Origin of the sequence: Pseudomonas danubii (assembly GCF_042980055.1) — a bacterium.
Taxonomy (GTDB): domain Bacteria; phylum Pseudomonadota; class Gammaproteobacteria; order Pseudomonadales; family Pseudomonadaceae; genus Aquipseudomonas; species Aquipseudomonas danubii.
On the sequence record NZ_CP116502.1, the window covers coordinates 2,338,451 to 2,351,667 of the forward strand.

The 13,217-nt window shown below is 64.3% G+C and carries 11 protein-coding genes; 5 read left to right on the top strand and 6 right to left on the bottom strand.

Annotation, left to right across the window (positions count from 1 at the left end; translation table 11 throughout):
* The first annotated feature begins 117 nt into the window (after nt 1-117).
* Entirely contained in the window at nt 118-1,065 is a 948-nt protein-coding gene (locus tag PFZ56_RS10855) for a DMT family transporter (RefSeq protein ID WP_170001128.1), read from the top strand.
* A gap of 90 nt (nt 1,066-1,155) precedes the next feature.
* On the opposite strand, the gene PFZ56_RS10860 is transcribed toward PFZ56_RS10855, so the two are convergent.
* Complete coding sequence (locus tag PFZ56_RS10860) at nt 1,156-2,130, bottom strand: D-glycerate dehydrogenase (protein WP_102878432.1); 975 nt, start codon at nt 2,128-2,130, stop codon at nt 1,156-1,158.
* Between the two features lie 210 nt (nt 2,131-2,340).
* Complete coding sequence (locus PFZ56_RS10865) at nt 2,341-3,309, bottom strand: LysR family transcriptional regulator (RefSeq protein ID WP_170001127.1); 969 nt, start codon at nt 3,307-3,309, stop codon at nt 2,341-2,343.
* A gap of 266 nt (nt 3,310-3,575) precedes the next feature.
* On the opposite strand from PFZ56_RS10865, the gene PFZ56_RS10870 reads away from it, so the two are divergent.
* Genes PFZ56_RS10870 through PFZ56_RS10885 form a run of 4 tightly spaced genes read left to right on the top strand, consistent with a single transcriptional unit; the run spans nt 3,576 to nt 8,367 of the window.
* Nucleotides 3,576-5,087 (top strand): efflux transporter outer membrane subunit, encoded by a 1,512-nt coding sequence (locus PFZ56_RS10870; RefSeq protein ID WP_170001126.1) that lies wholly within the window; start codon nt 3,576-3,578, stop codon nt 5,085-5,087.
* Between the two features lie 11 nt (nt 5,088-5,098).
* A complete protein-coding gene (locus tag PFZ56_RS10875) occupies nt 5,099-7,306 on the top strand; it encodes an FUSC family protein (protein WP_170001125.1) in 2,208 nt (735 codons plus the stop codon).
* The gene (locus PFZ56_RS10880) at nt 7,296-7,496 is read left to right on the top strand and encodes a DUF1656 domain-containing protein (RefSeq protein ID WP_007930063.1); all 201 of its coding nucleotides are present in this window, start codon (nt 7,296-7,298) and stop codon (nt 7,494-7,496) included. Before PFZ56_RS10875 ends, PFZ56_RS10880 begins: the two co-directional genes overlap by 11 nt.
* A 10-nt stretch (nt 7,497-7,506) precedes the next feature.
* Nucleotides 7,507-8,367 (top strand): HlyD family secretion protein, encoded by an 861-nt coding sequence (locus PFZ56_RS10885; RefSeq protein WP_123727534.1) that lies wholly within the window; start codon nt 7,507-7,509, stop codon nt 8,365-8,367.
* Between the two features lie 94 nt (nt 8,368-8,461).
* On the opposite strand, the gene PFZ56_RS10890 is transcribed toward PFZ56_RS10885, so the two are convergent.
* The 4 genes from PFZ56_RS10890 to PFZ56_RS10905 all read right to left on the bottom strand — a co-directional run bounded on the left by PFZ56_RS10890 (nt 8,462) and on the right by PFZ56_RS10905 (nt 13,183).
* Nucleotides 8,462-9,487, bottom strand: coding sequence for a sel1 repeat family protein (locus tag PFZ56_RS10890; RefSeq protein ID WP_262379201.1), 1,026 nt, complete (start codon nt 9,485-9,487; stop codon nt 8,462-8,464).
* Nucleotides 9,488-9,760: 273 nt separating this feature from the next.
* Nucleotides 9,761-10,789, bottom strand: coding sequence for a sel1 repeat family protein (locus PFZ56_RS10895; protein ID WP_258010196.1), 1,029 nt, complete (start codon nt 10,787-10,789; stop codon nt 9,761-9,763).
* A 282-nt stretch (nt 10,790-11,071) separates the two neighbouring features.
* Entirely contained in the window at nt 11,072-12,403 is a 1,332-nt protein-coding gene (locus PFZ56_RS10900) for a hypothetical protein (protein WP_170001123.1), read from the bottom strand.
* A gap of 18 nt (nt 12,404-12,421) precedes the next feature.
* A complete protein-coding gene (locus PFZ56_RS10905; protein WP_170001122.1) occupies nt 12,422-13,183 on the bottom strand; it encodes an outer membrane lipoprotein-sorting protein in 762 nt (253 codons plus the stop codon).
* Nucleotides 13,184-13,217: the final 34 nt, after the last annotated feature.

Here is a 13,217-nt window from a genome sequence, read left to right on the forward strand (position 1 = left end):
GCATGCTACTCCCTCGCCGGTTCGCCGCCAGCCCCGGGCCGATAAAAAGCGCAAGTTTATGCAAGCGCCCAAGGTCGGTCGGGCGGGACACTGCACTCCTGATAAAGGAGTCCCGCCATGAACCTATCGCTGTACCTGTTGACCGTGCTGATCTGGGGCACCACCTGGATCGCCCTGAAACTGCAACTGGGGGTGGTGGCGATTCCGGCGTCCATCGTCTATCGCTTCGCCCTGGCGGCCCTGGTGCTGTTCGTCCTGCTGCTGCTCAGCCGCAAGCTGCAGCCAATGAACCGCCGTGGCCACCTGATCTGCCTGGCCCAGGGCCTATGCCTGTTCTGCATCAATTTCATGTGCTTTCTGCACGCCAGCCAATGGATTCCCAGCGGCCTGGTGGCGGTGGTGTTTTCTACCGCGACCTTGTGGAATGCCCTGAATGCGCGGGTGTTCTTTGGCCAGAAGATTGCCCGCAACGTGCTGCTGGGCGGCGGCCTGGGCCTGCTGGGGTTGGGGCTGCTGTTCTGGCCGGAACTGGCAGGCCACAGCGCGAGTCCGCAAACCCTGCTGGGCCTGGGCCTGGCCCTGTTGGGCACCTTGTGTTTCTCGGCGGGCAACATGCTCTCCAGCCTGCAGCAGAAAGCCGGACTCAAGCCCATGACCACCAATGCCTGGGGCATGGCCTACGGCGCGACGATGCTGGCGGTGTATTGCCTGTTCCAGGGCATTGCCTTCGACCTGGAGTGGACCACCCGCTACATCGGCTCGCTGCTGTACCTGGTGATACCGGGTTCGGTGATCGGCTTTACCGCCTACCTGACCCTGGTCGGGCGCATGGGCCCGGAACGGGCAGCCTATTGCACGGTGCTGTTCCCGGTGGTGGCGCTGAACGTCTCGGCCTTTGCCGAAGGCTACCAATGGACCGCCCCGGCATTGGCTGGACTGGTGCTGGTGATGCTGGGCAACGTCCTGGTGTTCCGTAAACCCAAGGCTGCGCCAGCCTCTGTAGCCGCTGCCGAGCTCGCGAGGCTGCGAACGGCGGCGCAGCCGTCGCAAAACCAGGCGACCTGATTCTGCCGGGCTATCGCTGAAGGTCCTGCGGACCTTGTCGCAGCCTCGCAGGCTCGGCAGCGGCTACAGGGGGGGATAGGCAGTGGCTGGTCAGCCCTTCCACACTTGCGGGTTGACCAGATCCTGCGGGCGTTCGCCCAGCAGGGCGCTGCGCAGGTTGGCCATGGCGCGGTTGGCCATGGCGTCGCGGGTTTCATGGGTGGCCGAGCCAATGTGCGGCAGGGTCAGCGCATTTTTCAGTTGGAACAGCGGCGATTCTGCCAGCGGCTCTTTCTCGTACACATCCAGGCCGGCGCCGCGGATCTGGCCCTTCTGCAGGGCTTCGATCAACGCCGGTTCATCCACCACCGGCCCCCGGGAAATGTTCACCAGGATCGCGCTGGGTTTCATCAGCGCCAGTTCGCGGTGGCTGATCAGGTGTCGGGTCTTGTCGCTCAGCGGCACCACCAGGCAGACGAAGTCCGCCTCGGCCAAGAGTTGCTCCAGGCTCCGGAACTGCGCCCCCAGTTCCTGTTCCAGGGCAGTCTTGCGGCTGTTGCCGCTGTAGAGAATCGGCATGCCGAAGCCCAAACGCCCACGCCGGGCGATGGCCGCGCCAATGTTGCCCATGCCGACGATGCCCAGGGTCTTGCCGTGCACATCGCCGCCGAACAGCGCCGGGCCGACGCTGGCCTGCCATTGCCCGGCCTTGGTCCAGGCATCCAGCTCGGCCACCCGGCGGGCGCTGCCCATGAGCAGGGCAAAGGCCAGGTCGGCGGTGCTTTCGGTGAGCACGTCGGGAGTGTTGGTGAGCATCAGCCCGCGTTCGTTGAAGTAGTCCAGGTCGTAGTTGTCGTAGCCCACCGAGATGCTCGACACCACTTCCAGTCGTGCGGCGTTTTCCAGCTGCGCGCGTCCCAGTTTGCGGCCGACGCCGATCAGGCCGTGGGCCTGGGGCAGGGCTTCATTGAACTGCGCGGCGATGTCCCCGAGCTTGGGGTTGGGGACGATGACCTCGAAGTCCTGTTGCAGGCGTTCGGTCATCTCGGGGGTGATGCGGCTGAAGGCTAGTACCGTCTTTTTCATTGCGGGGAGACTCATCAGGCGGGAGAGAATGCCAAGCAAGCTAACATTCCCCACCGGCTTTTTGTAGCCGCTGCCGCAGGCTGCGATGGCTTGCACAGGGGCGGCCTGGTGGCCGCTCTGGAGGGTTCGGCGAGAGTTGCTCAGGCTGAGCCCGCGCAGCCTCGCCTTGGCTCGACAGCGGCTACAGGCCCCCGGTTCAAGGGGGCGGGCTCAAGTGCTCAGGCGTGCGCCGCTCAGGCTGCCGCTCAGTTCATAGGCCGCCAGTTCCGCCTGGTGCGCGGCGAGGATCTCCGGCAGGGAGCCGCGCAGGTATTCGACCCAGGTCTTGATCTTGGCGTCCAGGTACTGGCGCGACGGGTAGATGGCGTACAGGTTCAACTCCTGGGAGCGGTACTGGGGCATGACCCGTACCAGGGTGCCGTTGCGCAGGCCTTCGATGGCGGCGTACACCGGCAGCACACCAACGCCCATGCCGCTGATGATCGCGGTCTTCATGGCGTCGGCAGAGTTCACCAGGAACGGCGAGCTGTTGATGGTCACCATCTCCTGGCCTTCCGGGCCGTCGAAAGCCCACTTCTCAAGCGGTATCACCGGGCTCACCAGGCGCAGGCAGGCATGGTTGAGCAGGTCGCTGGGTTTGTGCGGGCAGCCGTTGGCTTTCACGTAGGCCGGGGAGGCGCAGACGATGCTGTAGGTGATCCCCAGGCGCTGGGAGACGAACCCCGAGTCCGGCAGCTCGCTGGCCAGGACGATGGACACGTCGTAGCCCTCGTCCAGAAGGTCCGGCACGCGGTTGGCCATGGTCAGGTCGAAGGTCACGTCCGGGTGCGACTTGCGATAGCGGGCGATGGCGTCGATCACGAAGTGTTGGCCGATGCCGGTCATGGTGTGCACTTTCAATTGCCCGGCGGGGCGGGCGTGGGCGTCGCTGGCCTCGGCCTCGGCTTCTTCGACGTAGGCCAGGATCTGCTCGCAGCGCAGCAGGTAGCGCTTGCCGGCTTCGGTCAGGGCGATACGGCGGGTGGTGCGGTTGAGCAGGCGGGTTTGCAGGTGAGCCTCAAGATTGGAGACTGCGCGCGAGACGTTGGCCGTGGTGGTGTCCAGTTGCACTGCCGCGGCGGTGAAACTACCGGCTTCGGCGACGCAACTGAAGGCGCGCATGTTTTGCAAAGTGTCCATGGGGTGCTCTCTGGGGAGATGGCAAATTGTGACACGAAGTTACGGGGGCTTGGATAGGCGACCAAGGGATTATCGCGTTTACGGTAACAAAGATTCACAGGAATCCCACCTTATCGCCGCCCCGGCCGCCCCCTAGAATTGCGCCGATCCGTAGGAGCCGGTTTGCCGGCGATCCGCGCAACGCGGTTTAGCAGGCGTATCGCTGCGCCGGCCAGCCGATGCCTACGAGAGAAATACTCCCCCCCGATCTTCAGGAATTCGCAGCAGTGCCGCGTCGCATCAGCAGAGGGTTCAAGACCCTCAGTGTTTGGGCTTTATCGTTAGCAATCAGCGGCTGCATCGGAACCGGAGGCATTGCCCCACAAGGCAAGACACTTCCCGCTAATACACTGGCCACTGACGAGGCGATCAAGAGCGCCGCGCAAGAGGCCCACTGGCCCAGTGCCCAGTGGTGGCAGGCCTACGGCGACCCGCAGCTGAACCGCTGGATCAGCCTCGCCGTGCAAGGCAGCCCGAGCCTGGCCATGGCCGCCGCCCGGGTGCGCCAGGCCAAGGCCCTGGCCGGTATCGCCGAGTCGGCCGAGTCGTTGCAGATCAAGGGCGACGCCACCCTCAAGCGCCACAACTGGCCCACCGATCAGTTCTACGGCCCCGGCGCCCTGGCCAACACCACCACCTGGGACAACAACGCCGCCCTGGGCTTGAGTTATGCCCTGGACCTCTGGGGCCGGGAAAGCAACAGCACCGAGCGCGCCGTCGACCTGGCCCACATGAGCGTGGCCGAAGCCCGCCAGGCCCAGCTGGAACTGGTGAACAACGTGGTGCGCAGCTATATCCAGCTGTCCCTGCACTTCGCCCAGCGCGATATCGTGGCCGCCACCCTGAAGCAGCAGCAACAGATTCTCGAACTGGCGCAACGACGCCTGGACGGCGGCCTCGGCACCCATTTCGAAGTCAGCCAGGCCGAGGCGCCGCTGCCGGAAACCCATCGCCAGCTGGACGCCCTGGACGAAGCAATCGCCCTGACCCGCAATCAACTGGCGGCCCTGGCCGGCAAGGGCCCGGGGGAGGGCGCGCAACTGCAGCGACCGAGCCTGTCCCTGGGCGCCGCGCTGAAACTGCCCTCGGCCCTGCCCGCCGAACTGCTGGGCCAGCGCCCGGACGTGGTCGCCAGCCGCTGGCAAGTGGCGGCCCAGGCCCGTGGCATCGATGTGGCTCACGCCGGCTTCTACCCCAACGTCGACCTGGTGGGCAGCATCGGCTTCATGGCCACTGGCGGCGGGGCCCTGGAGTTCCTCACCGGCAAGAAACTCAACTACAACGTCGGCCCGGCCATCAGCCTGCCGATCTTCGACGGCGGGCGGCTGCGCTCGGAACTGGGTGAAGCCGCAGCCGGCTACGACCTGGCCGTGGCCAGGTACAACCAGACCCTGGTGGACGCGCTGAAAAGCATCTCCGACCAGTTGATCCGCCGCGAGTCCATGAACAAGCAGCAAACCTTCGCCGCCGAGTCGGTGGCTGCGGCGCAGAAGACCTACGACATCGCCACCGTGGCCTTCCAGCGCGGCCTGACCGACTACCTGAACGTGCTCAACGCCCAGAGCCTGCTGTTCCACCAGCAGCAGATCCAGCAACAGGTGCAGGCCGCGCGCCTGACCGTCCAGGCGGACCTGGTGACAGCCCTGGGCGGCGGGCTGGAAGCCGGCCGTGACGTCCCCGCGGAAAATCGCACCCAGGCACCCAAGACCCCCGCGGCCCTGGCCGTGTTCGACCACTGAAGCAGGCCCTCATGACTTCCTTGCCCGCCCCTTTGCGCTGGCTGTACTCCCTGGAATGGCGCCGGGGTTTCTTCGACTGGGCGCGCAGCGACGGCGTGACCTGGGTCTACATCTTCAAGGTCCTGGCCGCCGCGTTCCTCACCCTGTGGCTGGCCATGCGCCTGGAGTTGCCGCAACCGCGCACGGCGATGATCACCGTGTTCATCGTCATGCAGCCGCAGAGCGGCCAGGTGTTCGCCAAGAGCTTCTACCGCTTTCTCGGCACCCTGACCGGCTCGGCGGTGATGGTGGCGCTGATCGCCCTGTTCGCCCAGAACACCGAGCTGTTCCTCGGCTCGCTGGCGATCTGGGTCGGCATCTGCTCGGCCGGTGCCGCGCGCTACCGCAACTTTCGCGCCTACGGTTTCGTGCTGGCCGGTTACACCGCGGCCATGGTCGGGCTGCCGGCCCTGGCTCACCCGGAAGGCGCCTTCATGGCGGCGGTGTGGCGGGTGCTGGAGATCTCCCTGGGGATTCTCTGTTCGACCCTGGTCAGCGCCGCGATCCTGCCGCAGACCGCCAGCGCCGCCATGCGCAACGCCCTGTACCAACGCTTCGGGGTGTTCGCCCTGTTCGTCACCGACGGCCTGCGCGGGCGCAGCCAGCGCGACAGCTTTGAAACCAGCAACGTGCGCTTCATCGCCGAGGCCGTGGGCCTGGAAGGGCTGCGCAGTGTCACCGTGTTCGAAGACCCGCACATGCGCCGGCGCAATGGCCGCCTGAGCCGCTTGAACAGCGAATTCATGGGCATCACCACGCGCTTCAACGCCCTGCACCAGTTGCTCGAGCGGCTGCGCAGCAGTGGCGCCGACCATGTGGTGGCAGCGATCAAGCCGGGCCTGCAGGACCTGGCGGAACTGCTGGACGGTTTCTCCGGCCGGGCCCTGACCAGCCCCGATGCGGCGCGCCTGGCCACGGCCCTGGCGGCCTACAAGGCCGAACTGCCAGCACGGGTGCGCAGCCTGCGGGCGGCCTTCCAGGAGAGCGGTCCGAGCGACGCCGAGCAGCTGGATTTTCACACCGCCTACGAGCTGCTCTACCGTTTCGTCGACGAGATGCACAGCTACGCCCAGACCCACGCGTCCCTGGCCGACCACAGTCACGAACGCGAGCGCTGGGACGAGCCCTACACGCCGCAGACCAACTGGCTGGCCTGCGCCGCTTCGGGCATCCGCGCGGCCTTTGTGCTGGTGGTGCTGGGCAGCTACTGGGTGGCCACCGCCTGGCCCAGCGGTGCCACCATGACCCTGATTGCCGCCGCCACCATCGGCCTCTCGGCCGCGACGCCGAACCCCAAGCGCATGGCCTTCCAGATGGCCTGCGGGACCTTGATCGGTGCCCTGGTGGGCTTCGTCGAAATGTTCTTCGTGTTCCCCTGGATCGACGGCTTCCCGCTGCTGTGCCTGATGCTGGCGCCGGTGATCGTGCTCGGTTCATTCCTCGCCTCAAGGCCCAAGTACGCCGGGGTCGGCCTGGGGCTGCTGATCTTCTTCAGCACCGGTTCGGTGCCGGACAACCTGACCGTCTACAACCCCTACACCTTCATCAACGACTACATCGCCATGGTCATGGGCATGCTGGTCTGCGCCGCGGCCGGGGCGATCATCCTGCCGCCCAACAGCCGCTGGCTGTGGCGGCGCCTGGAGCAGGACCTGCGCGGCCAGGTGGTGTACGCCATCAGCGGCAAGCTCAAGGGCCTGGCCTCCAGTTTCGAAAGCCGCACCCGTGACCTGCTGCACCAGGCCTACGGCCTGGCGGTGGGTCAGCCCAAGGTGCAGAGCGAACTGCTGCGCTGGATGTTCGTGGTGCTGGAAGTCGGCCACGCCATCATCGAGTTGCGCAAGGAGCAGGCGATCCTCCCGGTGCACCCGGCCTATGCCGAATCCCAGCCCTGGCGCCAGGCGATCCGGGTCATGGGGCGCTCCCTGGTGCGGCTGTTCCTGCAACCGAGCCAGAGCAACCTGGAGCGCGGCCTGATCGCCGTGGACCACGCCATCAGCCGGGTCCAGGCCACCGACGAGCCCTTTGCCCCGCACTTCGACACCTCGGCCCTGCGCCGGGTCAAGAGCTACCTGCACTTCATCCGTACTTCATTGCTCGACCCGCAATCGCCGCTGGCGGCCTATGCCGTGGCCAAGCCAACGGCGCCTGCACCCCAAGGACTTGACCATGCCTCGTGAAATCGCCTTCCACGGCGTTTACATGCCCACCATGACCCTGATGTTCTTCATCGCCGCGGCCCTGGCCTGGGCCCTGGACCGGTTCATTTCCGGCTATGACCTGTATCGCTTCTTCTGGCACCCGGCGCTGCTGCGCCTGAGCCTGTTCTGCTGTCTGTTCGGCGCCATGGCGCTCACTGTCTACCGTTGAGACCCCCGCAATGAAAAAGTTTTTCAGCCTGCTCGCCACCCTGCTCGTGCTGGCCCTGGCCCTGTGGATCGGCCGCACCCTGTGGGAGCACTACATGTACACCCCCTGGACCCGTGACGGCCGGGTGCGCGCGGACATCATCAACGTCGCCGCCGACGTCACCGGCGAAGTGGTGGACGTGCCGGTCAAGGACAACCAGCTGGTGCGCAAGGGCGATCTGCTGATGCAGATCGACCCCGAGCACTACCAGATCGCGGTCAAGCAGGCGCAATCGCTGGTGGCCTCGAAGAAGGCCACCTGGGAGATGCGCAAGGTCAACGCCCGACGCCGCGCCGACATGGACAACCTGGTGATCTCCAAGGAAAACCGCGACGACGCCGGCAACATCGCCGACTCGGCCCTGGCCGATTACCAGCACGCCCAGGCGCAGTTGGAAGCGGCGGAGCTCAACCTCAAACGCACCCAGGTACGGGCGGCGGTGGACGGCTACGTCACCAACCTCAACGTGCACCGCGGCGATTACGCGCGCATCGGCGAGGCGAAGATGGCGGTGGTCGACATGAACTCGTTCTGGGTCTACGGCTTCTTCGAAGAAACCAAGCTGCCCCACGTGCGCGTGGGGGATAAGGCCGACATGCAACTGATGAGCGGTGAAGTGCTCAAGGGGCATGTGGAAAGCATTTCCCGCGGCATCTACGACCGCGACAACCCGGAAAGCCGCGAACTGATCGCCGACGTCAACCCGACCTTCAACTGGGTGCGCCTGGCCCAGCGCGTGCCGGTGCGCATCCACATTGATGAAGTGCCGGAAGGCGTGCTGCTGGCGGCGGGCATCACCTGCACCGTCATCGTCAACCCCGAGCCCCTGTAGGAGCTGGCTTGCCAGCGAAAGCGTCGGCATGGGTGATGCGAGGCTCGCGGGCCCTTTCGCCGGCAAGCCGGCTCCTACGTCGGTGGGGGGGCGGTTATTTGTAGCTTTTCTGCATGATCGCCAGGGACTTCTTCGCCGTGGCTTCCAGGCCGTCGTTGACGTGGTTGATCGCGGCCACCAGCTTCGGGTTCTGCAGCACGTCGACACCGGGGTAACGCTGTTGGGCCAGGCGCGAGACGATGATGTACTGGGTCACCGCGTAATGCAGATCGAACTTGCCGCTGTCCCGGGCCTTGGCGATGGCCGCTTTGACAAAGGCCTGGCGCTGGGCCGTGGTCATGCCCTGGAACAGGTCGGGGAGATCGAAATGGATCTCGGCCGAGAAAATCGCCACCTCCTCATCCCGCGCCTCGTCGTACATCACCTGCTTGCTGGTTACGCGCTTCTTGAGGTCGGCAAAGCGCTGTTCGCCTTCGGCCAGTTGCTCAGGACTCATCTTGCCTTTCAGGGCATCCAGCTGGCTGGTGTCCTCGGTGTTGTCGATGACTTTCAGCCAGGCGTAGGCCTTCACCAGATCGCCGGATTCTTCGGCGGCGTCGGCCAGGCTCTGCTGCGGTTCCGGGTTGCCGTGCAGCGCCGAGCGTTCCAGCCAGCGCAGGGCCAGGTCCCGGTCTTTGGGGATGTCCTTGTCGCCGAACCAGTAGGTGGCGTACATGCCGTACTCGGCGCACCAATCGTTCTGCGACGCCGAGTAGGCGATGTAGTTGAACGACTCGCGGTCGCGCTCGGCCTTGGGCTTGTCCGTTTCCTGGTCGGTGGTGGTGGACAGGTAGCAGAAGGCCCGGGTGTAGTGCGGCGCGGCCATGGCGAAGCAGCCCTTGGCGTTCTTGTAGTCCTCGATCTCGTTCAGCTTGTAACCGATGCCGTACAGCAGATCGGCCTCCATGGCCGGGTTGCAGTATTCGTTGGTGCTGACCTTGGGCAAGACGCTGTCCAGCGTCAGCTTGGGCAGGGTGTCATTCAGTTCGGGGATTTTCGGTGCGGTGTTTTCCGGCGTCGTGGAGGCGCAAGCCGCCAGCAAGACAGCCAAGGCCAATGGCAGCACGTTGAACAATTTCAATGGGTATTCCCTGATCGGCGAATGAAAAAAGACGCGCATGAAATCAGGCAGGGACAGGACGGGAGAGGGGGGAGCGTTAGCCATTCCGTGCTTGGGTGTCGACACCAGCGATTCCATGCTGCATGGGCCCAAGGGCTCAAGGTTGCGCATTCTACGGAGTTTGAGAGGGCGTACAACCCAAACCGCAGCGCCTGTTTGGCTGCGGCAAAGGGCCCTTGGGCCTTGCGCGCGACACCTCGGCGGCGGCTGCAAAAGGCGTAGCGCCAGCCGCTGCTATGGCTTGCGCTTGGCCAGGAGGATTTTGGCCTTGGCCACGCTATCTTCCACGCTCAGGTCATCGTCCTCCAGCACGGCCTGCAGCGCCGGGTCTTGCCACAGGTCCACGGCCGGCCCGGTGCTTTGCACCAGGCGGGAAATCAAGGCGTAGGCCACCAGTTGGCCGCGGGTGTGGAACTTCGGGTAGCGGTCCTGCATGTCCACCAACTGGGCGACGAAAGCATGCTGTTGCTCAGGCGACATGCCCGCGAACACCTCCGGGTAGTCGTAGTAGATATCCCCTGTGCCCAGGAGGATGACGTTCTGGCGCAGCGCCTGCTCCAGATCCTTTTTGGAGGGGAGCTGGCTGAGCAGCCGGGTGTAGTGCTGTTCGCCTTCAGCTGTTTGCTGAGGGCTCATCTTGCGTTTCAGCGCTTCGAGCCTTTGGGCGTCATCGAGGGTTCGGGCCCAGGCGTAGGCCAGTGGCAAATTGTCCTGTTCGCTGCTGCGCAGCATCTCTTGTTGCGAGTCCTCGTCGCCGTGCCGAGCGGCGCGTTCCAGCCAGGCCATGGCCAATGCCTTGTTCGCGGGCTGGTCCAACTTGCCAAGGTTGTAGATGTCGTACAGGCCCGCTTCCGCGCAGGATTCATTGTGCTGGGCGGCGTAAGCGATGTAGTTGAAGGCTTCGCTTTTGTCATAGTCCTTCTGCCTGGAGCCAACAATCCCGCCCAGGATGCACAGGCTCATGGTGTCGCGGGGGGCGGCCATGATCAGGCAGGCGCGGGCCATTTGTATGGCCTTGCTCGCCAGCAAGGTACGGCTTGCGCCATGCAGTACCTCGTCCTCATTCATCAGTCGGATGCCGAGTCCGACCAGCCGTTCGCTGTCCATCTCCGGCGAGCAGTACGGGTTGGCTTCGACCTTGGGCAGGATCTGTTCCAGGCTCAGGTCCGGCAGGGTGGCATTGAGTTTTTCGTCCGGTGACGAGGCATCGCAGCCCAGCAGCAGAGTGAGGATGGCCAAGGGCAGCAGGCTGCGAGATATCAATGGAGAGTCCCTGAGGTTCAATCGTAAAAGGCAGGACGCCAAGAGGGCATGAGCAGGGGCGGGGTGCAGCCGTTCCGTGCTTGAAATGCCGCTTCCCTGCGATTTGAGTGCGCCCATTCTACGGGCATCGGCGCGGCATACAACGGTGTCATGCAGGTGATCGGCGACGTTGAATGCTCAGCGCTTGGCGCTCAATCGGCACTGCTTCATCAGCCTTTTCTCCTCGATCAGCGAGTGTCCTGGCCAATGACGGGGGCCCTGACAGGTCTGCGGATACGGGTTTCAAAAGTAGTAGCGGATGCCACTGATGACTGAAGAGCGAGACAGTTGTGCAAACTCGGACTGCCCATTGCCGGTGTTCCACTGGGCAAAGGTGAACAGTTCGCTGTGATCGTTCATTTTGTAGTTCAGCGACAGCGCCAGATTACCGCCCCGTGGCGAGTCGAAGGCCTGGGTGTAGCGCAGTGCCAGGTCCCAGGTGTTGAACCAGTCGTTGCGGTCGATCTGGTACATGGCGTAGCGCTGCCCCAGCAGGCCTTGCCGGGCAGTGAGCAGGGCTTGCCCCAGCACTTGGGCCGCATTGCTATCACCCAGCATCAGCGCGGCGTTGCTCTGGCCAATCGCCCGCTGATAGTCCTCGCGCTCGGACGGGCTATAGCCGTCACCGTTGTAGAGCGCTTCCAGGGTGTGGGTCCAGCCGGACTCCAAGGTGTAACCGCTGCCCAGCAGCAGGCTTTTGCGCAGCCTGCGGTCGGCCATCGGCTGGTGTTCGAAGTGCCAGGCCCTGGTTTGCGCCGTGGGAGCCACAGGCAAGGGAATGTCGCGGCCTTGCCCCAGCGAACCATCCAGGTAGAGCAGCCACGCATCGGAGACGGTGAGGGTGCCATAAGCCCCCAGTCGCCTGACGCCGTTGTCGCGTTTGGAGGCCAGCAGGCTGGCCGTCGCGGCCTCTGCGGTCCAGTTAAGTTTCACCGCGCTGATGGGGGAAAAGTGCTGCGCGCTCATGTCTCGCGAGTTGGCACTGAAACTGCGAATACCCTCGATTTTCCAGTGGTCGGCAAGCGCCAGGGTGGCCCGTGCAAAGTCTTTGCCGAAGACCTCATTGACCGGATCAGTCTTGCCGGTCTCGGGGAAAAAGGGATTGCTGGGCGAGAGCAGGACCGCGTTGCCCCACAGCAAGGTGCTGCGTCCCAACTCCAGGTTGAGCGCATTGGGCAGCGAGCAGGACAGGCGTGCTTCGTTCACATAGGCATCACCGGAGGTGTGTTGGTCGCCCGTAGCAAAACTGTCTCCCCGGGCACTGAGGAACGCCCGTGGCTTGAACTGGAAAAAACATGACGAGGTCGTGAGGCTGAAATCCGGGCGTGGCGCCAGCTCCATCTGGCGTCGTGGCAGTTGGGCGATCAGATTGTCCGGGTTGGCCAATGCGTCCTGGTTCAGCCGGTTCCAGGTGGCATAGCTGAGGACGGTCAGGTCGTTGTGCAGTGACAGGCTGTCCAGGGCGCTGGCGGACGGCGCGGCACTGCAGCAGAGCACCAGCAGCCAGAGCCGCGGTTGTAGCGGGCCGGCTCGCCATCGAGCCGCCTGCGGGTACCCCATCCTTGGGCGTGGCATGCGTTGTTTCATCCTGATTCAGGGGCGATTGAGCGAGTCGATGCTGAAGGTGTCGGCGGCGAAGGTTTGCAACTTCACATCCTGATAGTCGAGGACCGAGTAGTTGGACGGCTCGATGGCATCCCGGATGGTCATGTGCTTGATGAACAGCTGGTGCTGGCCATTGTCCAGTTCCAGGTTGCTGTAGGCGTCGAAGCTGGCGGTTTTGAACAACTTGCCCGAGACCGTGTAGAACTCGGCCTTCAGCGGAACCAGGCGGGTGCTTGAGACGTAATAGATGATGCGGTCGTAGGTGACGAAGCGATTCTTGGCCAGCAGCTCCAGTACATGGCTGTCTTCGCCGTTGACCGGTTCGCTGCGCAGCACTGAGGCGTTGTAGTCATTGGCGTAATTGGTCGAGGCAATATCGCCATTGGAGGCCATGCCGATCATCTTCTGGCGTGCCGAAATCGACACCGGTTTGCTCAGGCTGGGCTTGCCAAACCACATGTTGCGTTCCAGCTGCAGCAGCCGAGCCCCTCGGTTACGGGGCGGATAGATGGTTTGCGCCAGGCTGTTGTTGCCGCTGGCCTTGACCAGGTAGCTGTGCTTGCCCAGGGGGCCCTTGCTGTCCTCACCGGTGATGTCGATTTTCCATTCGATACCGCTCAGGCCGCCCCCTCGGGCACGGTCGCTGGCAGCGACGATCTGCTGTGGGGTAAGAGGAGATGAGTCTGCGTATGACATCGAACTCTGAGCGCCGCTCAAGCCCATGAGCAGGGCCAGGATGTATTTGAGCATGACGAAGCCTTCTTCTTGAGTGATTGACCTGTGG